This is a genomic window from Crenobacter sp. CS_VA4 (assembly GCF_055597485.1).
Map to the genome: position 1 here is coordinate 1 of NZ_JBVMAE010000027.1, position 22,825 is coordinate 22,825.

A 22,825-nucleotide genomic window follows, 5' to 3' on the forward strand; every position below is an offset into this window, starting at 1 on the left:
GCCGCTGCGCGGGCGGCCTCCATGCCTGGTCAAAATTCAACGAGCACGGCTGGTCAAAATTCAGTGAGCGCCAACACGCAAGTTCAATTTGTTGCTTCAGTGGGCCCTCTATGGTATGCCGATCCTCGGTGAGATTATCCCTCTCGATTTCCTCATGGGAGGAGTCGTAGCGCACGATCTTGACTGCACACTGCCGCGGCACCACAGCACTCGGGTTCTCGGCGAATAACAGTGCAGCCGCGACGGTCGGCGCATAGCTCTTCGCATCAATTAGTCGCTCCTGCAATGAGAAAGCCAATGGGTCTTTGTTGGTGATGCTGAGCGAAGCAAGGAATCTGTTCAGCAGCACTCCGTCGATTATGGGGTCAGGCGTAACCTCGGCGAGGAGGGTGTCCTCCTCAGAAACTATCCCCTTTGCACGCATTAACTCTTGCACTTTGGCGGCTGGGAGTTTTATGTTCGAAGCACCTTTGCGGATAAGTACATCACCAGATGCCGTCTCGTGAACTTTCAGACTCTTTCTAATGACAAGTTCGAGGACGTAGTCGCGCGTCAAAGTACCATCGCGAAAGAGAAATCGATGACTGAAGTCAATGCCTGGGTTGAGTGAAGCAAGGGACTGAATGAAGCCGTTGTAGTCCTCGATGGAGTTTTTTCCGGCCCAACGCTTGAGTGGATTTGGCTCTTTTGCAATGTCTTCAATACCAATAACTAGAGTTCCTCCTTCGGCATTTGCGAACCCCACAGCCGCGTCTTGAACTTGGCTTGGTTTCATCCTGGCGGACTTTCGATCGAAATAGTCGTTCTCGCCGCGTTCGCAGAGGTCGAGAATCTCTTCGTCCCCGATCTTCACAATAATGCTCATGTGTCTCAGCCTTTTTGTCTTGCCGCCCCCAACTTGACAATGATGGAGCGGTGCATGAAGTGGGGATAAATGTATCAGTTTTTAGCCGTGATCGTAATATGTGAACACAAACGTCATAGAATGAGCATGCCTGATATGTAAAGTTTGGGGGCGCATGTACCAGCCACTAGTCTCGCTTACGCCGTCGTTCATGATCCGTCTGTAGTCAGCGTCGTCATCGCAGATCAGCGGTTCAAATCATCAAGAGCCACCGTGTTGGAGTCCCTTAAGGGCTGTTGACTGCCGGACACCTATCACTCGTTCGCCGCTGGTCGTATGATCGGGCTGGTCGACAAGCGGACTCGCTACACTCTGGATCCAAGTCCCATCGATTACCAGGAAATGAAAAATGGCCTCCAAAACTGGAGGCCATTTGCTAACCTGAGTGCAGTGAGCAGAATCCCAAAAATCTAGAAAAGTGGGAAAAATCTAGATATTCATGGGATCCTACAAATTTACACATCAATATTCCGCGCAATCAACGCATTGCTCTCGATGAACGCGCGGCGCGGTTCGACGTTGTCGCCCATCAGCGTGGTGAACACGTCGTCGGCGCCCATCGCGTCCTCGATCTTCACCTTCAGCAGGCGGCGCACGGTCGGGTCCATGGTGGTTTCCCACAGCTGCTCCGGGTTCATCTCGCCCAGGCCCTTGTAGCGCTGGATGCCCATGCCGCGCTTGGTTTCGGCCAACAGCCAGTCGAGCGCTTCGCCGAATTCGGCGATCGGCTTGACCGTCTCACCGCGGCGCACTTCGGCGCCGTCGCCGAGCAGGCCGATCAGCATGTCGGCGGTCTTGGCCAGCGTGTCGTAGTCGCCGCCTTCCAGGAAGTCCTGGTCGAACCAGGTCACCAGCACGTTGCCGTGCAGCTTGCGGGTGATCTTGATGTACTCGGCGTCGTTCTTCTCGTCGCGTACCAGCTCCAGCACGATCTCGTCGGCCGGCACGTGCGGCAGCAGCGCTTCGAGCGTGGCGCGGCCTTCCTGCGGGGTGGCCAGCGACAGGCGCGGGGTCTTCAGCATCGCCTGCAGCACCAGCGGGTCGACCACGCGCGACTCGCGCTCGATCACCGCGCGCGCCTGCAGGAACTGGCGGGCGATGGTGCCGAGCGCCTCGTTCGACAGCGGCTCGACGTTGGCCGAAGGGCGCAGCTCGGCCTTTTCCAGCGCCAGCTGCAGCAGGTACTGGTCGAGCTCGAAGTCGTCCTTCAGATAGCGCTCCTGCTTGCCGAGCTTGGCCTTGTAGAGCGGCGGCTGGGCGATGTAGATGTGGCCGCGCTCGACCAGCTCCGGCATCTGCCGGTAGAAGAAGGTCAGCAGCAGGGTGCGGATGTGCGCGCCGTCGACGTCGGCGTCGGTCATGATGATGATGCGGTGGTAGCGCAGCTTGTCCGGGTTGTACTCGTCCTGGCCGATGCCGCAGCCGAGTGCGGTGATCAGCGTGGCGATTTCCTGGCTGCCGATCAGCTTGTCGAAGCGGGCGCGCTCGACGTTGAGGATCTTGCCCTTCAGCGGCAGGATCGCCTGGAACTTGCGGTCGCGGCCCTGCTTGGCCGAACCGCCGGCGGAGTCACCCTCGACCAGGTAGATTTCAGACTTGGACGGGTCTTTTTCCTGGCAGTCGGCCAGCTTGCCCGGCAGGCCCAGGCCGTCCATCACGCCCTTGCGGCGGGTGATCTCGCGCGCCTTGCGCGCCGCTTCGCGGGCGCGGGCGGCTTCGACGATCTTGCCGACGATGATCTTGGCGTCGGCGGGGTTTTCCAGCAGGAAGTCCTTCAGCGCGTCGCCAACGATTTCGTTGACCACCGGGCTGATTTCGCTCGAGACCAGCTTGTCCTTGGTCTGGCTGCTGAACTTCGGGTCGGGCAGCTTCACCGACAGCACGCAGGTCAGGCCTTCGCGCATGTCGTCGCCGCCGGTCTCGACCTTGGCCTTCTTGGCCACTTCGGACTGCTCGATGTACTGGTTCAGCGTGCGGGTCATCACCTGGCGCAGCGCGGTCAGGTGGGCGCCGCCGTCACGCTGCGGGATGTTGTTGGTGAAGCACTGGACGGACTCTTGATACGAGTCGTTCCACTGCATCGCCACCTCGACGATCATGCTGTCCTTCTCGCCGAGCGCGTAGAACACCTTCGGGTGCAGCACCGACTTGTTGCGGTTCATGTACTCGACGAAGCCGGCGACGCCGCCGGAGAAGGCGAAGCTCTCTTCCTTGCCGGTGCGCTTGTCGATCAGGGTGATCGCCACGCCCTGGTTCAGGAAGGACAGCTCGCGGATCCGCTTGGCGAGGATGTCGAAGTGGTACTCGACCAGGCCGAAGGTTTCTTCGCTGGCGCGGAAGTGCACCTCGGTGCCGCGGTGGGTGGTGTGGCCGGTGACGGTCAGCGGGGCGACCGCGTCGCCGCGGCGGAACTCCATCTCGTGCACCTTGCCGTCGCGCCAGACCTTCAGCTTCAGCCAGTCGGACAGCGCGTTCACTACCGACACGCCGACGCCGTGCAGGCCGCCGGAGATCTTGTAGCTGTTGCTGTCGAACTTACCGCCGGCGTGCAGGATCGTCATGATCACCTCGGCGGCCGAGCGGCCTTCTTCCGGGTGGATGTCGGTCGGGATGCCGCGGCCGTTGTCCTCGACCGAGATCGAGTTGTCCGGGTGGATGATGACGCGGATGGTGTCAGCGTGGCCGGCCAGCGCCTCGTCGATGGCGTTGTCCAGCACTTCGAACACCATGTGGTGCAAGCCGGTGCCGTCGGAGGTATCGCCAATGTACATGCCGGGGCGCTTACGGACGGCATCCAGACCCTTCAGGACCTTGATACTGTCCGCGCCGTATTCCTGTTCACTCATAACACGTCTCTTTGTTGCTTAACTTCGGTGGGGGCGGATACCGCCGCCCGTCGTCGCTGTTGGGAACCCCTAAAAACCTGCTGCGCAGCGCGGATGCTTCGTTGGGCGGTGCTCGAAATCCTCATGGACATCGAGTCCACTCCGGTTTCTGCGCTCCGTCCGCCTCGCCTGCGCGCTGCTCGCGATGGTTTTTCGCGGCTCCCTTTCGGCCAACGTTGGCCGAACACCCGCGCCTTAGATGCGCATCGGCATCACGATGTACTTGAAGTCCGGGTTGTCCGGAATCGTCACCAGCGCCGAGCGGTTGCCGTCGCCGAACGCCAGTTGCAGCGTCTCGGTCGGCAGGTTGGTCAGTACGTCGAGCAGGTAGTTGATGTTGAAGCCAATCTCCAGGCTGCCGCCGTCATAGCCGATTTCCAGTTCTTCCTCGGCTTCTTCCTGCTCGCTGTTGGTGCACAGGATCGACAGGCTGCCGGCCTTCAGCACCAGGCGCACGCCGCGGAATTTCTCGTTCGCCAGGATCGCCGCGCGCTGCAGCGCGTGCAGGAACTCGAGGCGGCCGATCAGGAACAGCTTGTCGTTGTCGAGCGGGATCACCCGGTTGTAGTCGGGGAACTTGCCGTCGACCACCTTGCTGATGATCACGGTGCTGCCGAAGCTGAAGCGCACCTGGTTGGACAGCAGCTCGATGTTGATCGGCTCGTCGCTGTCCTGCAGCAGCTTATACAGCTCGAGGATGGTCTTGCGCGGCAGGATCACCTCGGCCTTCGGTAACGATTCGGCCAAGGTGGTCGCCGAGAACGCCAGGCGGTGGCCGTCGGTCGCGACCAGGCGCACCTGGTTACCGTCGGTCTGCAGCAGCAGGCCGTTCAGGTAATAGCGGATGTCCTGCACCGCCATGCCGAACTGCACCTGCGCCAGCAGCTTCTTCAGCTCGCGCTGCGGCAGCTGGAACGACGCCTCGGCGGTGCCGCTGACCGACAGCAGCGGGAAGTCGTCCGCCGGCAGCGTCTGCAGGTTGAAGCGGCTCTTGCCGGCCTTCAGCGTCAGGCGGCCGTCCTGCTGGTCGAGCGTGATCGGGCCGGCCGGCACCGCGCGCAGGATGTCCTGCAGCTTCTTCGCCGAGGTGGTCAGGCGGAAGTCTTCGCCGGCCAGCTCTTCGGTGTTGGCGGTGGTGATCTGGATTTCCAGGTCGGTCGCCAGCAGGCTGACCTGGCCGGCCTTCTTCTCGATCAGGACGTTGGACAGAATCGGCAGCGTGTGACGGCGTTCGACAATGCCGGTAACGGCCTGCAGCGGTTTGAGCAGGGCGTCGCGTTCGGCTTGCAGGATCAGCATGCTCGGGGCTCCCGTGATGAATCGTTGGTCTGGTTATCAGTTACGCAGCATGGCTAGCAGCGTATCGTAATCGTGCGCGATGTCGCCGTCATTCTGGCGCATCTCGGCGATGGTCTTGCAGGCGTGCAGCACCGTGGTGTGGTCGCGCCCGCCGAAGGCGCCGCCGATGTTCGGCAGCGACAGCTGGGTCAGTTCTTTGGCCAGCGCCATCGCGATCTGGCGCGGCCGGGCGATGTCGCGCGACCGCTTCTTGCTGTGCATGTCCGACAGCTTGATCTTGTAGTAGTCGGCGACCGTCTTCTGGATCGCGTCGACGGTGACCTGGCGGTTGCCGGCGGCGAGGATGTCCTTCAGCGCTTCCTTGACCAATTCCAGCGTGATCGGCAGGTTGGAGAAGCGCGAGTACGCCACCGCGCGTTTCAACGCGCCTTCCAGCTCGCGCACGTTCGAGCGCACGTTCTGGGCGATGAAGAACGCCACGTTGTGGTCGAGCTTCAGGTTGTCGGCCTCGGCCTTCTTCATCAGGATCGCCACGCGCATTTCCAGCTCCGGCGGCTGGATCTCCACCGTCAGCCCCCACGAGAAGCGCGAGATCAGCCGCTCGTCCATGCCCTCGATCTGCTTCGGGTAGGTGTCGCAGGTCATGATCACCTGCTTGCCGCCCTCGATCAGCGCGTTGAAGGCGTAGAAGAACTCTTCCATCGTGCGGTTCTTGCCGGCGAAGAACTGGATGTCGTCGATTAGCAACAGGTCGAGCGAGTGGTAGTAGCGCTTGAACTCGTCGAACGCCTTGTGCTGATAGGCGCGCATGATGTCGGCGACGTAGCGTTCGGCGTGGATGTAGCGGATCTTCGCCGCCGGGTTCTTCAGGTAGACGTGGTTGCCGATCGCCTGGATCAAGTGGGTCTTACCGAGGCCGACGCCGCCGTACACGAACAGCGGGTTGTACGCCGCGTCGCCCGGGTTCTCGGCGATCTGCAGCGCAGCGGCGCGCGCCAGCTGGTTGCCCTTACCGGTCACCAGCGTGTCGAAGGTGAACGCCGGGTTCAGCCGGGTGCTCTCGTGGCCGCCGCCGCCGATCGCCTTCACCGCCGCCTGCTTGGCCGGCGAGGCGGTGGCGGCGCTGCTCGGCGCGGCACTCGGCGCGCTGCTGCCCGCGGCGGGCTTGGGGTTGGCCGACGCGCTCGGCGCGCTCGCCACCGGCGGCACCCGGCCTTTGCCGACCTTCAGCTCGATGCCCACTTCGCCGATCAGCTCGACCGCCAGTTCTTCGATGCGGGCGAGGAAACGGTCCTTGATGAACTGCAGGATGAAGCGGTTCGGTGCGAGCAGCACGATGCCTTCGTCCGAGGCTTCGGCCGATATCGGCCTGATCCAGGTATTGAATTGCTGCGAGGACAGCTCGTCCTCAAGCCGCGTCAGGCACGCCGGCCAGAATTGGTTACAGTCCATGACACCAGATCTAAAATTCACGTGGTCGCGCTCGTGCCGGTGTGGCAACGGGTCGCGGCAGTGGGTCGCGCGCCGGGTCTGGCCAGTGGCCGGCCCCCGCGCCTGCGGTATTCATCAAGGCAGGTGACACCGCCGCCGCAGTCCGCCAACACGGCATTTGGCCGGGTCGAACAGATCTTGCAGCGAAGGCGGTGCAATAAGTGTTAGCATTCTATCGGTTTTTGGCAAAGTTATCCACAGGCGCGGAAAAAATCAGCGATTGACAATGGGGAACTTTGCCTGTGTAATCACGGGTTTATTCCCGTTCCCTTTAGGAATCAGAACATGAAACGCACTTACCAGCCGTCCGTTACCCGTCGCAAGCGCACCCACGGCTTCCTCGTCCGCTCCAAGACCCGTGGTGGCCGCGCCGTCCTGGCTGCTCGCCGCGCCAAGGGCCGCAAGCGTCTGGCCGTGTAAGCTTGGCTTACCGCTTTCGCCGCGCCTACCGGCTTCTTAAAACGGATGAGTTCTCATCCGTTTTTCGTTTGCGGCAGTCGCGCAGCAACGGCTACTTCCAGGTTTACGCCCGGCCGAACGACCTCGACCATGCCCGGCTGGGCCTGGTGGTCGGCAAGAAGGTCGCCAAGCGGGCGAATCGGCGCAACTACATCAAGCGCACCGTGCGAGAGTGGTTCCGCCTTCACCAGCACGACTTTGCCGGCATCGACTTCGTGGTACGCGCCAAACTGGCCTACACGCGCGATAATCGCGCCGAGGCCATGACGGCATTAGACGCACTCTTTGCTAAACTGGCCCGATGTCGCGCCTCCTCATCCTCCTGATCCGCTTCTACCAGCTGGCGATAAGTCCCTGGCTGGCGCCGCGCTGTCGCTTCCAGCCGACCTGTTCCGCGTACGCGGTCGAGGCGCTGGGCAAGCACGGCGTGATCAAGGGCGGCTATCTGGCGGCGAGGCGCCTGGCGCGCTGCCACCCCTGGGGCGGCAGCGGCTATGACCCCGTTCCCTGACGAGAATCGTACGAAGATGGATTCCAAGCGACTAATAGCTTTCATCGTCCTGTCCATGGGCATTCTGCTCGGGTATCAGGAATTTTTTGCGCCTAAGACGCCGCCCAAGCCGGCGGTGACCGCCGCCAACGCGCCGGCCGCGCCGGGCGCCGCGCCTGCCGCGCCGGCCACCGAGGCCGCCAAGTTGACCTCGGGTCAGCGCATCACCGTCACCACCGACGTGCTGAAGGCGCAGATCGACACCGTCGGAGGCGACCTGCGTGGCCTCGACCTGCTCAAGCACGACGCCGCCGAAGATGTCAGCAAGCCGTTCGAACTGCTGACCGACAAGGGCGGCCGCGTCTACGTGGCGCAGACCGGCCTGATCGCCGCCAGCAACCCGGCGCTGCCGACGCATAAGACCGTGTTCAGCGCCGACAAGACCGAGTACACGCTCAGCGGCGATACGGTCGAGGTGAAACTGACCGCGCCGGAAGCCAACGGCGTCAAGGTCAGCAAGGTGTACACCTTCAAGAAGGGCTCGTACCAGATCGGCGTGCGCTACGACATCACCAACACCGGCACCGCGCCGCTGGCGCCGACCGCCTACTTCCGCCTGCTGCGCGACGACAAGGCGCCGGAAGGCGAGAGCCGCTTCGCGACCACCTACACCGGCCCGGCCGTGTACACCGCCGACGGCAAGTTCCAGAAGGTGGCGTTCGGCGACCTGGCCAAGGGCAAGGGCGACTACGTCAAGAACGCCGACAACGGCTGGGTGGCGATGGTCCAGCACTACTTCGTGTCGGCGTGGGTCCTGAGCCCGCTCGATGGCAAGGGCGTGTGCGCGAACGCGCAGGCCTGCCAGTTCGACCTGAAGGCCAGCGGCAACGGCCTGTTCTCGGCCGCCGCGCTGGTGAACCTGCCGACGCTGGCGCCGGGCGCGTCCGAGTCGATCACCGTGCCGCTGTACGCCGGTCCGGAAGACTACAACACCCTGGTCGCCACCGCCGACGGCTTCGAGCGCGTCAAGGACTACGGCATGGTGCACATCTTCGCCGCGCCGCTGTTCTGGCTGTTGACCAAACTGCAGGCGCTGGTGCTGAACTGGGGCTGGTCGATCGTGCTGTTGACCATCATCGTCAAGGCGGTGTTCTACCCGCTGACCGCCGCGTCATACCGCTCGATGGGCAAGATGAAGGCGCTGGCGCCGCGTCTGGAACGCCTGAAGGAGCAGCACGGCGACGACCGGATGAAGCTGCAGCAGGCGATGATGGAGATGTACAAGACCGAGAAGATCAACCCGCTCGGCGGCTGCCTGCCGATCCTGATCCAGATCCCGGTGTTCATCGGCCTGTACTGGTCGCTGCTCGCGTCGGTCGAGCTGCGCCAGGCGCCGTGGGTGCTGTGGATTCACGACCTGTCGCGCCCGGACCCGTTCTTCGTGCTGCCGGTGCTGATGGCGATTACCATGTTCGCGCAGACCTTCCTCAACCCGCCGCCGGCCGACCCGATGCAGGCGAAGATGATGAAGATCATGCCGATCGCGTTCTCGGCGATGTTCTTCTTCTTCCCGGCCGGCCTGGTGCTGTACTACTTCATCAACAACCTGTTGTCGATCGCGCAGCAGTGGCACATCAACCGCCAGATCGAGAAGGCCAACAAAGCCAAGCTGCAAAGCTGAACCTAATGCCTCTGAGGCCAGAAGCCCGACCCAAGCGGTCGGGCTTTTTCCATACTGGCGCCAGACGCGGCGCGTACACTCACTTGATTCGCTTCCATCACTGTCTTATTCGCTGAATGCGGTCACAACGGCTTGCACGATTCGCTCGCCCAGCGCGGGCTTTTCAACCAGCAGCGGGTAACGCTTTCGTAGTTGGTTCGAAATGCTGTTCCTATTCTGCCGGATGCTACGGATAATTCCGTCAAGCTCGTTGTCAGGGGCCTCCAGGAAACGCTTGATAGCCTCCCTGGCATTGTCATTGGCTTGCAGGAACCTCGCCTCTGCCCGCATTTCACGAGTCAAGGTGGCGTCAATCACCCCCGCCATATAGATCACGTGAGGGGTGAGGTCTGGGTAGCACCAGGCCGGCAGGGCATCAGCGTAGCCGCTGAAGTGGAGGTTGTACTCGACACCATCGTCGGCAACGACGGCGTCGCCAAAGTGGTATTGGTCGGCGTAATGTCGCAGCAAGGGCCGGGAGAAGCGTTCGAGAACCTGATCGTACGCTGCGCGGTTATGCGTGCTGTTGGTGATCGTCGCCGACACCGGGAGGATGATCGGGGCCGGCACGGCGCCATCCCGGCGCAGCACGTCGTTAATCAGGAAACGCGAGATGCGGCCGTTTCCGTCAGCCATCGGGTGTACGTAGACGAAACCGAATGAAGCCGTCGCCGCCCGCACGATAGGTGAGCTCCCCTGCGTCCGATCCAGAAAACGGGACAGTCCCGAGAGCAACGACCCTGTGTTGCTCCAATGCGGCGCGATGTAGTCCACCACCGGCTGGTAGCGTTCCGAGTGCCCCACGTAGACCGGCGACTGGCGCAGACCATAGCGCAGCGCCGCGTCCCCGAGAATGCCACTTTGCAGGGCGGCCAACGTCTCCGGGGTAAAGGGATTGCCATGCTTGCCGCACTCACTTTCCATCACGGCGGCAAAACGGCGGATACGATCCTCCTTGTCCTGCTCATGCTCGATCAGGAAGCTGGCTCGGCTCTCCTTCACCGTCAGCCAGACGGTGCTGCGCATGATCAGATCAACGCCGAAGGCAGATTCGAGTTCCGCCAGCTTGGCCGTCATGTCGTACTGCTCTGCCGCCCTCACGTCGCTGACACGGCGGATAATCGGGCAGAAATCACGGCTGCCCGGCAGATTGTCATTCACGCGCCAGCGCTGATTTCTGACAGAGGCGCCCACGACGAACTCATCCGGGTCCAGCGCATCCGTATAGTTGCCTTGGGTAACGCCCGGCACATCTAGCCGAGTCGGCATCAACCACTCATAGAGGAAACAGGCACGACGCGCATACGACCCGGTTGGCTCGCAGGCGATCCACTGTTCAAGGGCGGCTTTGGCTTCCGGCAACCGGTACAGCCGAGCCAAGAACTCCAGATGCACCCCTTGATACCGAAAAGCGAAGGTCAGATGCTCACGGAAGGTTGCGCCGGGACGATAGCTTTCCGTATAAGTTTCAAACCGATGATCTCCATCCGTCTTGGTCGACCGAGTTCGCCCGATCCGAGTCTGTACGGCAAAGTCCTGGACGGGGTGCACGTCAAATTCGTGCACTAACCACTGGTACCCAATGTGCTCCATGATTTTGATTACCGCCCTGAAAAATGGATTACAAAACGCCGCGTTTATCAAAAAACGATTATACAACAGGGCTTCGCAGCCAATGAGCCTCGTTCATGACCCGGTGCGCCCCTCGTGTGCCACTGCCACCTCATAGCGCATACTGGCAGGCACCCCGGCGCCACGGCTTTTCGCCCGGCGCCCGAATCGGGTAGAGTCGCAGCCAGTCCGGATCGACCCGCCGGATATTTTGAGAATCCCTCGGAGAGGGTTGGCCGAAGCGGTTTTATCCCGCATCCCGACGACACCCCGCCGACACGGCGCGCCGCCACGCATACGACCAACGGCAGGCGGTCACAGAGGGGGGGCCGAGACCGGTTCGGCCAACCTTGACCGTATTACCGCAGGAAACCACCATGTCGCTCGCCTACAGCCCCGTCACCATCGCCGCCATCGCCACCGCCCCGGGGCGCGGCGGCGTCGGCGTGATCCGCGTCTCGGGCACCAACCTGCTGCCCCTCGCCCAGACGATCAGCGGTGGCAAGACCCCGAAGCCGCGCTACACCACCTACAGCGATTTCTACGCCGCCGACGGCAGTGCGATCGACAACGGCCTCTTGCTGTACTTCCCGGGGCCGAACAGTTTCACCGGCGAGGACGTGATCGAGCTGCAGGGTCACGGCGGCCCGGTGGTGATGAAGATGCTGCTGGCGCGCTGTGTCGAGCTCGGCGCCCGCCTGGCAGAACCGGGTGAATTCACCAAGCGCGCCTTCCTCAACGACAAGCTCGACCTCGCCCAGGCCGAGAGCGTCGCCGACCTGATCGACGCCAGCAGCGAAACTGCCGCCAAGAGCGCGCTCAAATCGCTGAAGGGCGCGTTCTCGCACGAGATTCATGTGTTGGTCGACGAGCTGATTAACCTGCGCATGCTGGTCGAAGCCACCCTCGACTTCCCCGAGGAAGACATCGACTTCCTCGAGGCCGCCAACGCCCGCGGCAAGCTCGCCGGCCTGCAGGCCCAGGTCGCCAAGGTGCTCGGCACCGCCCGCCAGGGGGCCCTGCTGCGCGAGGGCATGCACGTCGTACTGGTCGGCCCGCCCAACGTCGGCAAGTCCAGCCTGATGAACGCGCTGGCCGGCGACGACATCGCCATCGTCACCGACATCGCCGGCACCACCCGCGACACCGTGCGCGAGGAAATCGTCATCGATGGCGTGCCGCTGCACATCATCGACACCGCCGGCCTGCGCGACACCGACGACGTAGTCGAGAAGATCGGCATCGAACGCACCTGGGCAGCGGTAGAGAAGGCCGACCTGGCGCTGGTGCTGATCGACCAGCGCAACGGTCTGACCGCCGAAATGCAGACGCTGATAGCCCAGCTCCCCACCCGCCTGCCGCGCCTGTTCGTCTACAACAAGATCGACCTGACCGGCGAAGCCGCCGGCCTCAGCCAGGAACATGGCCACGCCAGCGTCCGGCTGTCGGCCAAGAGCGGGGAGGGGGTCGAGCTACTGCGCCAGCAGCTGCTGGCCCAAGTCGGCTGGCACGGTGCCGAAGAAGGCCTGTTCCTGGCCCGCGAACGCCATCTGGAAGCACTGCGCGAAGGCCAGCAAAGGTTGGCCGAAGCCGAGATCGTCTACGAGCAGAGCGAACTGATGGCCGAGGCGCTGCGGCTGGCGCAGGACGCGCTCAGCCGCATCACCGGGGAATTCACCCCTGATGATTTGTTGGGGGTGATTTTTTCGAGGTTCTGTATCGGGAAATGATTTCACTTCCGCAGACGTTCGCCGGCGCGGCCGGTGTTCTTGCACCGGTCTGACGGGCAAATGTGCAACGCATCAGCCATCTCACGCCAGCAACGGGCAAGGCCTGTTTCTATTCATACGTAGATAACGTATAGTTTTGGCACGAAAGCCCTATTCGTAGAACTCCCGGCCTTCGCCCGCTACCGTCCGGACTATCTGGACGACGAAGGCTTCCGCGCACTGCAGGCCGCGCTCATGGCAAACCCCGAAGCAGGGAATGTGATCGAGGGCACAGGCGGCTTGCGCAAGGTCCGCCACGCCGACAAACGACGTGGCAAAGGCAAACGCAGCGGGCTGCGGGTGATTTACTACTGGTGGGACGGCGGCGGCCAGTTCTGGCTGTTCACCCTCTACGACAAGGACGAAATGAGCGATCTAACCGCGCAAGAGCGCCAAGCCCTGAACGCCATGCTGAAGCGTGAGCTTGCCGCAAGGAGTGAACCATGAAGCGCAACCTGTTTGCAGAATTGGCCGAGGGCTTCGACGCCCTGGAGCAAAGCCGGCGCGGCAAGCTGACGCTGCGCAGCCACGCGCTGGACGACACCCCACCCGCCCCACAAGTCACCCCCCATGACCTGCTGGCCCTGCGCGAGCGGCTGAACGTGTCACGTGCGGTGTTTGCGCGCTACCTGCGCACCAACCCCCGCACGTTGGAAAACTGGGAGCAAGGCCGCTCCCACCCCAATGCCCAAGCCGCGCTACTGATTCAGATGGTCAAGCAGTACCCGGACACGATCGAGCGCATCAAGTCGCTGTGATTGCACCGCAGTTGCAAGGCCCATCCGTCGCCGCCGAGTGACGGCTGCGAAAGCGGCCCGACCCCCATGCCCGGACAGCCGGCAAGACCACCCGTCAGCCCCCAAGGCCGATAGCCTCGCCTTGCGGCTGGAACGGCTGTGCGAGTTTGCCAATACGGCCCACGAGGCAGGGACGGCCGGCCGTTCATCCAACCTTGCGGCTTGGTCAACGATTGAATGAATGTTATATTCAACACTGAATTTGACATCAAATTCAGCAGCTCAGGAGCGATGAGATATGGACTTGGTACTCGCAAACGTGGCGGTCAGCGTCACCGAACTCAAGCGTAACTTTGCCGGCGTTCTCCGTGAAGCCGGAGACGCACCGGTAGCCGTGCTCAACCACAACCGGCCCGAAGCGTACCTGATGTCGGCAAAACAGTACGAGCGATTGATGGATTACCTTGAGGACCTGGAAGACGCGAAACTGGTCATCGAACGGCGCAACCAGCCTACCGTCAAGGTCGACCTGGATGAGTTATGAGATCGTTTTCCGGGAAGAGGCCGAAAGAGAGTGGCGCAAGCTGGATGCCACCGTCCGCCTGCAGTTCGCCAAGAAACTGAAAGAAAGGGCTCAGAACCCCCGCGTGCCGTCAGCCAGGCTGCACAACATGCCAGACTGCTACAAGATCAAGCTCCGGCAACTTGGTTACCGGCTGGTCTACGAAGTGGATGATGGTCAGATCATTATTGTGGTCGTCTCCGTCGGCAAGCGCGACAAAAGCGATGTCTACGAAAAAGCCAAGCACCGTCTGGATTGAACCCCTGCCTTCCCTTGTGCCGGCATCACGGCTTTATCGTGCTGCCCGGCTCGTCGTTATGCTTTTTCTGTCACTGGCATTTGCTTCAACCGATATGAGGCTTTGACAGGCTTATCGATTTCTACGGCTTACCGATGCGAGACGCCGCCAAGAGCGCGCTTAAATCGCTGAAGGGCGCGTTCTCGCACGAGATCCACGTGTTGGTCGACGAGCTGATTAACCTGCGCATGCTGGTCGAAGCCACCCTCGACTTCCCCGAGGAAGACATCGACTTCCTCGAGGCCGCCAACGCCCGCGGCAAGCTCGCCGGCCTGCAGGCCCAGGTCGCCAAGGTGCTCGGCACCGCCCGCCAGGGGGCCCTGCTGCGCGAGGGCATGCACGTCGTACTGGTCGGCCCGCCCAACGTCGGCAAGTCCAGCCTGATGAACGCGCTGGCCGGCGACGACATCGCCATCGTCACCGACATCGCCGGCACCACCCGCGACACCGTGCGCGAGGAAATCGTCATCGATGGCGTGCCGCTGCACATCATCGACACCGCCGGTCTGCGCGATACCGACGACGTGGTCGAGAAGGTCGGCATCGAACGCACTTGGGCCGCAGTCGAAAAGGCCGACCTCGCGCTGGTGCTGATCGACCAGCGCGACGGCTTAACCTTCGAGATGCAGACGCTGATCGCCCAGCTCCCCACCCGCCTGCCGCGCCTATTCGTCTACAACAAGATCGACCTCACCGGCGAAGCCGCCGGCCTGAGCCACGAAGACGGCCACGCCAGCGTGCGCCTGTCGGCCAAGAGCGGCGAAGGGGTCGAACTGCTGCGCCAGCAACTGCTGGCCCAGGTCGGCTGGCACGGCGCCGAAGAAGGCCTATTCTTGGCCCGCGAACGTCATCTGGAAGCACTGCGCGAAGGCCAGCAAAGGTTGGCCGAAGCAGAGATCGTCTATGAACAGAGCGAACTGATGGCCGAGGCGCTGCGGCTGGCGCAGGATGCGCTCAGCCGCATTACCGGGGAATTCACCCCCGATGATTTGTTGGGGGTGATTTTTTCACGGTTTTGTATTGGGAAGTGATTTAGCTAACTATCCCATATTGCTGCAAAGTTCTCATATATTGAGCAATAATTTTGGTCTCATCAAAGGTGTCAATCATGAATTGCCGCCCTGCAGATCCCATCGCTTGTCGTTGTGTCACATCCATTGCCAACATCTGTTCGATGCTAGCAATCAATCCTGCAACATCTTTTGCTGGGCATAAAAGACCAGTTTTCCCATGCTGTGCGACATCTCGGCAGCCCGGTACGTCAGTAACAATCAGAGGCTTCCCCATTGCGGCTGCCTCCATCATCGTGCGTGGTACTCCTTCCCGATAAGACGGCAGGACCAAGCAATCAGCTTGAGCGATCAGTGGACGAACATCGGATGTGGTACCTAGATATTCCACTACGTCTTCACGTTCCCATTCGGCTATTTTATCGCGGCTGATAACGCTAGGGTTGGGCACGCCACATGCACCTAAAAGCTGAAATATAGCATTGGGGTGGCGTTTTCGTATTTGTCGAGCAGCGTCTACAAATTCACCCACACCTTTGTCCCATAGCATGCGTGCAATCAACAGAAAGCGCATCTTTCCGTCTTCCATTGGCTTGGGCATAGGCTGAAAGTGATTGGTATTTATTCCCTCTCCGCGCAATAACACCGCTCTATCATTAGCTAATAAGCCATAGTCGAGAAAGCTCTTGCGATCGTCCTCATTAAGAAACCAGACTTCTTTTGGGCTCCGAAATGCAAATTTGTAGAGATCACGGGCTACCCGAGCTACCCAGTTGTCGTTGACAAAAGTGTAACCAAGGCCGGTTGTGACGGCGATGCATGGGATACCGGTCAAGTTGGCGGCAATCGAACCGTAGATATTGGGTTTTATGGTGTAATGGATAATAAAGTCTGGCCTGATCTGGCGGTATTGTCTCGTCAAGCGTGTGGCTAGCATCAAATCCTGAATTGGGTTTATGCCTTTGGCCGACATGGGTAAGTCGACAACAGTACAGCCCATGTCTGCTAGTTTGGCACTGCATTCATCAAATGGTGCAAGAGCTATAACCTCAAAATCCAATGCCAATAGTTGTTTGACAAGGCCTGGGCGGAAGTTGTAAATCGACCAAGCAGTATTGGAACACAGAAGAATAGCTTTTTTGTGACTAGGCATCGAAATGACCCTGATAAATCCACAGCCAGCGTTCAGCTACAGAGTCCAGGGAGTAATACTGCCGTACTCTGGCGCGGCCTGATTTCCCATAGGCTGCACGTTCGGCTGAATTTAATCGTAATGCGCGACCAATTGCTTCCGCTAACGCTTCAGCATCGCGTGATGGAACGACAAACTCTTCATCGCCGAGCCATTCTTTGATGCCACCTGCATCTGTCGAAACGACTAACCGTTCGCATGCCATCGCTTCGCCTACTACCAGCGGGAATCCTTCCCATGCGGAAGACATTACGTACAAATCTGCCGCACTCATTAATGCGGGCACATCGCGACGGACTCCGAGAAATCGTACCTGCTCAGTAATATTCAGTTTCTTGGCTAGGGCTTGTAAATCATCCAACAGCTCACCAGTGCCCACGATTGCCAATCGTGCCGTTGGGTAAGACAGCGTGATGATGGAAAATGCCGTAAGTAAGTTAGGGTAGTCTTTTGCCGCCTGTAATCGGCCAACGGCTAAAAGCAAAAATTGATTTTCGGCTAATCCCAATTCTGCGCGAATGCGATTGCGCTTTTCCTCGTCAAAAGTAAATTGGTACGTGTCAATACCGTTCGGCACTGCAATCATTCGATTTGCGGGTACTGCCCCTTTTTCTACAAAAGTCCTTACGGCCTCTTGGCTCACATTTGTAGAGAGATCAGCGAACGCATCTGTCAATCGGTAAGCCTTGACACGCATACGGCTACCTTCGTTGGTGTTGTGTGCAGTACAAATCAATCTTGGGATGGCAGTAGTGATACGCAATAATCTTGCAAAGATGTTTGCATGCACCATATGACTGTGGATTACGTCAGGGGAAAATTCTCTAATTAAATTTCGAGCTTTTTTTGCGGACGCAATAAAGCTACACGGATTTTTTCGCATGTCAAGGCATTCGACACGTACCTTTGACGATATTGGTCTTATGGTGGCTTTTCCTGTCAGGGCAATAAGCATAATGCTATGGCCCATATCAGCAAAGCGGTCGACTAAGTCTACTACCTGCCTCTCGGCACCACCAAGCCCTAGGCCAGTAATTATGAGTGCAATTTTCATGTTAATTTGAAGGGGGCCTTCTCATGCTAATTCTGAAGATAAATATGCAAAATATGAAATTGTTACCTTAACCTACCATAAGGTAGGCGCTGCCATAAGTCTGAATAATCATCGCCCATTGAATAATGGAATATACAATTAGCATTGATGCGCAAATTAGCTTGCGCACACCACGCAGGTCCAGAGTTGAAATGAGAAGCAATGGTAGAGCAGACTCAAAAATTCTTGCAGTTACATCAACGGAAAAATAGGTGGTCAAATAAAATAGTAGTAGGCTTATAGGTAGGGGCCACTTTTTCAAAAGCAGGTTACCTTGAGATAGTGCAAATATCAACCATGTAAGCCAGAAGATAAAGCCAAAGCCAGAAACCGATGCGCCTGTGAAATCATACTCGGCAGCCTGCCGTGCACCAACATTAGCTGCTATAAAGTGAAGCCCATAGTTCAGAACTAACCCGAATAAAATCGGTAAAAATATCATAAGCAAGGATTTTCCCTTGGGTAGAATATTCTCGGTTATCTGGTCCAGTACATGAAAGGCTACAATAAAAAACATTGATGAATGAATAAAAGGCGTAATATAAATAAGTCTTCTGATGGCGCGTGAATTAGAAAAGTAGCCAAAAGTTAAAATAGAGATGGCTAAGCCTTGCCTCAGATGTATGACATAGTTTTTTAGAACTTGTGGAAGAAAAAGCAGCATTATTAAAAATAATGCCTGTGGCCAGTCCTTTCCTTGCCGAACAAAGGATAGAGAAAACAAAAAAGCTGAGACGCCTACAATAAGTCTTACCTGTAGTTCTGGGTCCAAAAAGATTGACAGAACTATGTTAATGATGAGCCAAATTGGCTCATTGAATAGGATGCCAAGAATGCTTGAGTCAGCAAATCTAGCCAGGATTGTCCCCGAAGTTTCTGCGTAAATAAGATAGTTGTCCCTATCTTGAAAAATGAACGGCAGTGCGGCTAGAGTAAGTGCGTAGGTAAAACAGAGTGAGGTTATTAGAAAACGGTGAGCGCGGGGTAAAGCTATTGGCTTGGTGTCGTAACCATCGTGGTAACGCAGTTCACTTGTCATTATTTTTACTCAATGCGATAGAGAGGCTTATTTTAGCAGTCGTTGTCGAAATCATAGCGTCGCCAAAATCCAGAGGGTTTATTTTTATTAAAAATTCGGTCAATTACCAAGCTAAATAAAAAGGCAACACTATTGATTTCTACATCTTGTGAAAATAACTTCTTCGCTTTTTTGTCCATGCAAATTAGCCCATTTAATAACTTGTCAATAGAAAAATCCTCGGCCTTTTCTAAGGATTTATAGCAAATTGATGTGTAGTTTTTATCTGTAACAGATTGTAGCCAGTCGCAAAAATAAGAAAAAGATCTTTTTTCAATAGGGAGTCCCTTTTCATGATAGGAAAGCCCTTTTATATCGTGTAAAAACCCATAAGTTTGCTCGCTATCTTCTGACTCAATGCCAATTAATGCAGGCACGCCGCATGCAGCTGCTTCTACTAATGCTGTGCCGCTGCCAATAAATAGGAATGCATCTGATACTACTTTCTTAAATTCGGGATAATCTATTGCGCCATGTGAATGGATAAAAGTAGAAACTTTACTACGTGAGATTGCATTGCGAAGATCGCTTAGAAGTGGGCCGTCACCATAAATATGGTAGCTAAATTTACGGCCTTTTTCATGGAGTGTCTCTAATGATCTTATAAATTGGAAGTTATATTTTTTGAAATCAGTAATCCGCCCAATCGATACAATTTTAAGTTTGTCAATTTTTGATAAATCCCTCATGCCATATGCAGAGATGTCAACGCCGACAGGTAGAAGGGAGGACTTGGAAAAGCTTCGCTTATATTGGTGTCGTAAATTATCGCGTGACTTTTCATTGAAAAATAGAAAATTCTCCTCGGGGAGCGTCTTGCTGAAAAAATTATTTAGGCAATTTAAAAAATAGCAGCCCTTTGTTCTCCAATAAGAGTATTCATTTTGATGGTACAGTCCTCCCGATATTTTCACTCCAGATGCTGACGTGAATTTTAAAATCCTCATGCAAAGCATCATGGAGAAGCTGTCAAAAAAATGAATGTGGTCGATATCCTGAAGAAGGGTTTTTGTTTTCTTCTTTGAAAAGGGGGCGAATATATTTATTGCTGTCAGAGCGTCAAAATAAAAAGGTTTGAATTTGAATATTTCGTCAATATATTTAATTTCTGCAACTTCGGACAATGACTTTAAAATGGCAGGGTGCCCAGCTTTGTTAAACAGCAAAACTGTTGCTTTGATATTTCGTTTTCTCAAGCTGGCGGCTAAGCGAATCAGAAAGGTTTCAATGCCGCCAAGATGCATTGATCCGTAAACGAATAATATTTTCTTCATGTTTAATTAAGTTTTCTTGCGTAGCAGTAAAACGCAAAAACTGAGCAAATAGCATAAATTATGTATGTAAGGAAGTAGGCATATACGGCACCTAGCACTCCAAATTCTTGCACAAATATATAACTTAATAATAAAGCGAGTCCAGCTTGGAAAATTTCTGCGCCAATATAAAAATGGACTGCTGATTTTGCTACTGCAACATAACCTATTATGTACGCCATCACCTTAAAAAAATCGCCCCCCATTTGCCAAATAAAAAGATTGCTCATTGGTAAAAAGCTGGCTGAAAACAATAGTTTTATGATCGTTTCTTTAAAAAATACTATGCTTGGTGCAAGTATCAATATAATGGGAATTACTATCTTGTAGGCATTCTTTACTTCCCGAATTACATCCTTTTTTTCTTTTAATTCAGAAAGCCTCGGCATGTAATAATTGGCTAAGACTATTGTGATGAATTGCAGATAAGCATCGGAGATTCGGGAAACCCCCTGCCAGTAACCGACTGCAGTCCAGCCAGAGTGAGAGGAAATAATATTCCTGATGATGACTTGGGAAACTTGCATGGTGGCAACCGTCGTCAAAGTCATCAAAGTATAATGAGAATATTTTTTTGCAATACTCTTTTCCCAAAGGGGTTTTATATCAAGCCACGATGCCTTTAGCGAATTTCTATACCAAGAAAATAGAAATATTATCTGGCAGGATGCTTGCCACATTAACCCATACATAGCTCCGCTTAGTCCAAACCAACGGCTGCCGACTAGAACACCCAAAGTGCCAAAAATAATGGAAAGAACGCTAACGGTGGCGAAAGCTTTCACATAGCGATGACCATTGAGCAAGCCAAGAAAAAATGTGCTAAAGGCTATTGCTATCTGTGCAATTGCGAGTACTTGTATTATGGTACTCTTATTGGTCGTGCCAAACAATAACACAGAGATTTTCGAGGAAAGAACCGCCAAAGCAATAGCTAAAATGGCTGTTGTTCCAGCTGTTATTAAGCTGGCAACTCGAGTGTAATGACTGAGCTTTTCTTTATCTTCCTTGAACTCAGCAACATATTTTATGATGCCTGTTGATATGCCGCCCCCCGCTATGAGTGTGACGATTGTCATTAAGCTCATGAACTGACCAAGCTGGCCAAGTCCGCTGGCCCCTAGGTAAAGAGCTATAATTTTTACTGCTAGGAGGCCCGCCAGCAATTTGCAAGCAGTAGGGATGGCGAAAGTAAGACCAGCTTTGAAAAAGCTCATGAATGATCTTGATAAAATGAGTGGATTAAATAGCAGATTTTATCGATTTGTTCTGGTGCTAGCTCATAAAACAGTGGTAATCGAACCAAGCAGTCAGTGTAGTGATCACTGTTTGGTAATGGTCGACCATTGTGCTTTTGTGCGAAATATGGACTGGAATGCAGTGAAAGATAATGGAACGTGGCCATGACGCCATTGGATTTTAGATGCTCTATAAGCTTCGTGCGTTCTTCTAGGGATGAACACACTAAATAAAACATGTGTGCGTTATTTGACGCCCAGGTGGGGATGCTTGCAAGCTTAATAAACCCATTCTCCGCAAGAGGAAAAAGATTCTGGTAGTATCTATTCCAGATTTCCTTTCGGCGGGATTGAATGGTTTTCATTTCTTCGAGCTGCGCATAAAGATAGGCAGCAATTATATCGGAAGGGAGAAATGATGATCCGATATCAACCCAGCCATACTTCGCGACTTCTCCACGGAAAAATGAAGAACGATTGGTTCCCTTTTCTCTGATAATTTCAGCGCGTAAAATATGCTGCTCATCATTGATAGCAAGCAAACCACCTTCGCCAGATATGATGTTCTTTGTTTCATGAAATGAAAATGCGCCGAACGTGCCAATGCTTCCAAGCGGTTTGCCTTTGTAAAAAGAGTCAATTGCTTGAGCTGCATCTTCAACGACAGGAATGTTGTGGCGATTGGCAATTTCTAGAATCTTGTCCATGTCGCAGGCTACGCCTGCGTAGTGGACAACGACGATAGCGCGGGTCTTTCTGGAAATCAGCTGTTCAAGCTGTTCAGGGTCAATATTGGGGTTGTCTTTGGCGCTATCCGCAAAAACCAAAGTTGCCCCACGTAGTGCAAAAGCATTAGCTGACGAAACAAATGTAAAAGAGGGCAGAATTACTTCATCCTCCTGTTTGATGTCAAGCAAAATGGCTGACATCTCAAGAGCATCAGTGCAGGACGTGGTCAGTAATGTTTTTTTAAAATTATAATTTTTTTCGAAAAACTGGTGGCACTTTTTTGTAAATGCCCCATCGCCAGATGTTTTCCCAGAGGTAATTGCCTCTGCAATATAGACAGGCTCCCGACCATGTGAATATGGCTTGTTGAAAGGAATTATTGTCATTCTTGATCCTTTTTGAAGTAAACTTCACCTGATTTTATAAACGTGTTGTTAGGAATGTTTTGTTTGTCAACGACAGTTGCATTAGCGCCAACAAAGCATGAATCCCCTACGTTGCTAAAGCCGCAGATAACTGCATTTGGAGATAGAAAAGTGTTTTTTCCAATGGTGGAGTCGTGGTTTATGCACGCTCCAGGCCATGCAACAACACCATCTCCTATTACACAGTGTCGATCAATGGTGCTATTTTGCATAATAACAACACCATTACCAATCTGAGCGCTCTGATGTATGCATGCAGCGGGATGGATTAAGCTAATGAGCTCGTGCCCATCTGATTTGATTTTTTCAATTACTTCTAGCCTTGCTTTTAAATTTGAATACCCAATCCCAAGGATGATTTTAATGCTGTTGTCGCCTGACGTAACGTCTTTGTAATTTCCAGCTGTGCCGGAGTCGGTTTGGATGTCACTGATAAATCCATCTGGCTTTATGCCTAGTTCTTGTGCTAGCTCGGCTAGTAAGTGGGCGTACGTGCCAGCCCCATATATGTATGTTTTCATT

Annotated in this window: 21 protein-coding genes, 1 other RNA gene and 1 pseudogene; 11 read left to right on the plus strand and 12 right to left on the minus strand. The window is 55.7% G+C overall.

Features of this window, described 5'->3' with window-relative positions:
• Both ACZ2IA_RS18580 and gyrB read right to left on the minus strand, forming a co-directional pair.
• Positions 1 to 865, minus strand: an 865-nt coding sequence (locus ACZ2IA_RS18580) for an AlbA family DNA-binding domain-containing protein (protein WP_470294087.1), incomplete at its 3' end; no start/stop codon positions are given.
• Positions 866 to 1,359: 494 nt separating this feature from the next.
• A complete protein-coding gene (gene gyrB, locus ACZ2IA_RS18585; protein WP_470294088.1) occupies positions 1,360 to 3,750 on the minus strand; it encodes a DNA topoisomerase (ATP-hydrolyzing) subunit B in 2,391 nt (796 codons plus the stop codon).
• Between the two features lie 123 nt (positions 3,751 to 3,873).
• On the opposite strand from gyrB, the gene ACZ2IA_RS18590 reads away from it, so the two are divergent.
• Positions 3,874 to 3,950, plus strand: a non-coding RNA gene (locus ACZ2IA_RS18590) — sX9 sRNA.
• Positions 3,951 to 3,984: 34 nt separating this feature from the next.
• On the opposite strand, the gene dnaN is transcribed toward ACZ2IA_RS18590, so the two are convergent.
• Both dnaN and dnaA read right to left on the minus strand, forming a co-directional pair.
• Positions 3,985 to 5,088 carry a DNA polymerase III subunit beta gene (dnaN, locus tag ACZ2IA_RS18595; protein ID WP_470294089.1) on the minus strand — a complete coding sequence of 368 codons (1,104 nt, stop codon included), beginning with the start codon at positions 5,086 to 5,088 and terminating at the stop codon, positions 3,985 to 3,987.
• A 36-nt stretch (positions 5,089 to 5,124) separates the two neighbouring features.
• A complete protein-coding gene (gene dnaA, locus ACZ2IA_RS18600) occupies positions 5,125 to 6,540 on the minus strand; it encodes a chromosomal replication initiator protein DnaA (protein ID WP_470294090.1) in 1,416 nt (471 codons plus the stop codon).
• A 324-nt stretch (positions 6,541 to 6,864) separates the two neighbouring features.
• Between dnaA and rpmH the strand changes: the two genes are divergently transcribed.
• Genes rpmH through yidC form a run of 4 tightly spaced genes read left to right on the plus strand, consistent with a single transcriptional unit; the run spans position 6,865 to position 9,209 of the window.
• The gene (gene rpmH / locus ACZ2IA_RS18605) at positions 6,865 to 6,999 is read left to right on the plus strand and encodes a 50S ribosomal protein L34 (protein ID WP_004283944.1); all 135 of its coding nucleotides are present in this window, start codon (positions 6,865 to 6,867) and stop codon (positions 6,997 to 6,999) included.
• Between the two features lie 2 nt (positions 7,000 to 7,001).
• Positions 7,002 to 7,364 (plus strand): ribonuclease P protein component, encoded by a 363-nt coding sequence (gene rnpA / locus ACZ2IA_RS18610; protein ID WP_470294091.1) that lies wholly within the window; start codon positions 7,002 to 7,004, stop codon positions 7,362 to 7,364.
• Complete coding sequence (gene yidD, locus ACZ2IA_RS18615) at positions 7,340 to 7,549, plus strand: membrane protein insertion efficiency factor YidD (protein WP_470294092.1); 210 nt, start codon at positions 7,340 to 7,342, stop codon at positions 7,547 to 7,549. Before rnpA ends, yidD begins: the two co-directional genes overlap by 25 nt.
• A gap of 16 nt (positions 7,550 to 7,565) precedes the next feature.
• Complete coding sequence (yidC, locus tag ACZ2IA_RS18620; RefSeq protein ID WP_470294093.1) at positions 7,566 to 9,209, plus strand: membrane protein insertase YidC; 1,644 nt, start codon at positions 7,566 to 7,568, stop codon at positions 9,207 to 9,209.
• A gap of 105 nt (positions 9,210 to 9,314) precedes the next feature.
• Here yidC and ACZ2IA_RS18625 read toward each other — a convergent pair whose 3' ends face one another.
• Positions 9,315 to 10,907, minus strand: a complete 1,593-nt coding sequence (locus tag ACZ2IA_RS18625; protein ID WP_470294094.1) for a Fic family protein — start codon at positions 10,905 to 10,907, stop codon at positions 9,315 to 9,317.
• Between the two features lie 329 nt (positions 10,908 to 11,236).
• Here ACZ2IA_RS18625 and mnmE point away from each other — a divergent pair, with 329 nt between their 5' ends.
• The 6 genes and pseudogenes from mnmE to ACZ2IA_RS18655 form a co-directional block, all read left to right on the plus strand.
• Positions 11,237 to 12,589, plus strand: coding sequence for a tRNA uridine-5-carboxymethylaminomethyl(34) synthesis GTPase MnmE (gene mnmE, locus ACZ2IA_RS18630; protein WP_470294095.1), 1,353 nt, complete (start codon positions 11,237 to 11,239; stop codon positions 12,587 to 12,589).
• Positions 12,590 to 12,823: 234 nt separating this feature from the next.
• Positions 12,824 to 13,075 carry a hypothetical protein gene (locus ACZ2IA_RS18635; protein WP_470294096.1) on the plus strand — a complete coding sequence of 84 codons (252 nt, stop codon included), beginning with the start codon at positions 12,824 to 12,826 and terminating at the stop codon, positions 13,073 to 13,075.
• Positions 13,072 to 13,386 (plus strand): helix-turn-helix domain-containing protein, encoded by a 315-nt coding sequence (locus tag ACZ2IA_RS18640; protein ID WP_470294097.1) that lies wholly within the window; start codon positions 13,072 to 13,074, stop codon positions 13,384 to 13,386. Before ACZ2IA_RS18635 ends, ACZ2IA_RS18640 begins: the two co-directional genes overlap by 4 nt.
• Before the next feature lie 277 nt (positions 13,387 to 13,663).
• Positions 13,664 to 13,909, plus strand: coding sequence for a type II toxin-antitoxin system Phd/YefM family antitoxin (locus tag ACZ2IA_RS18645; RefSeq protein ID WP_470294098.1), 246 nt, complete (start codon positions 13,664 to 13,666; stop codon positions 13,907 to 13,909).
• Complete coding sequence (locus ACZ2IA_RS18650) at positions 13,899 to 14,186, plus strand: type II toxin-antitoxin system RelE family toxin (protein ID WP_470294099.1); 288 nt, start codon at positions 13,899 to 13,901, stop codon at positions 14,184 to 14,186. Before ACZ2IA_RS18645 ends, ACZ2IA_RS18650 begins: the two co-directional genes overlap by 11 nt.
• 104 nt (positions 14,187 to 14,290) lie before the next feature.
• Positions 14,291 to 15,256 (plus strand): annotated as a pseudogene (locus ACZ2IA_RS18655) (tRNA modification GTPase); the annotation flags it as partial.
• A 1-nt stretch (position 15,257) separates the two neighbouring features.
• On the opposite strand, the gene ACZ2IA_RS18660 reads toward ACZ2IA_RS18655, so the two are convergent.
• The 7 genes from ACZ2IA_RS18660 to ACZ2IA_RS18690 form a co-directional block, all read right to left on the minus strand.
• Positions 15,258 to 16,388 (minus strand): glycosyltransferase family 4 protein, encoded by a 1,131-nt coding sequence (locus ACZ2IA_RS18660; protein WP_470294100.1) that lies wholly within the window; start codon positions 16,386 to 16,388, stop codon positions 15,258 to 15,260.
• Entirely contained in the window at positions 16,381 to 17,481 is a 1,101-nt protein-coding gene (locus ACZ2IA_RS18665) for a glycosyltransferase (protein ID WP_470294101.1), read from the minus strand. The genes ACZ2IA_RS18660 and ACZ2IA_RS18665 overlap by 8 nt, the downstream gene beginning before the upstream one ends.
• Before the next feature lie 67 nt (positions 17,482 to 17,548).
• On the minus strand, positions 17,549 to 18,559 hold the full coding sequence (locus ACZ2IA_RS18670; RefSeq protein ID WP_470294102.1) for a hypothetical protein: 1,011 nt from the start codon (positions 18,557 to 18,559) through the stop codon (positions 17,549 to 17,551).
• Between the two features lie 32 nt (positions 18,560 to 18,591).
• Positions 18,592 to 19,872: a glycosyltransferase gene (locus tag ACZ2IA_RS18675; protein WP_470294103.1), complete on the minus strand. Its 1,281-nt coding sequence runs from the start codon at positions 19,870 to 19,872 to the stop codon at positions 18,592 to 18,594.
• Between the two features lie 2 nt (positions 19,873 to 19,874).
• On the minus strand, positions 19,875 to 21,128 hold the full coding sequence (locus ACZ2IA_RS18680) for an O-antigen translocase (RefSeq protein WP_470294104.1): 1,254 nt from the start codon (positions 21,126 to 21,128) through the stop codon (positions 19,875 to 19,877).
• Positions 21,125 to 22,264, minus strand: a complete 1,140-nt coding sequence (gene rffA, locus ACZ2IA_RS18685; protein ID WP_470294105.1) for a dTDP-4-amino-4,6-dideoxygalactose transaminase — start codon at positions 22,262 to 22,264, stop codon at positions 21,125 to 21,127. The genes ACZ2IA_RS18680 and rffA overlap by 4 nt, the downstream gene beginning before the upstream one ends.
• Positions 22,261 to 22,824, minus strand: coding sequence for an LbetaH domain-containing protein (locus ACZ2IA_RS18690; RefSeq protein ID WP_470294106.1), 564 nt, complete (start codon positions 22,822 to 22,824; stop codon positions 22,261 to 22,263). The genes rffA and ACZ2IA_RS18690 overlap by 4 nt, the downstream gene beginning before the upstream one ends.
• Position 22,825 lies beyond the last annotated feature (1 nt).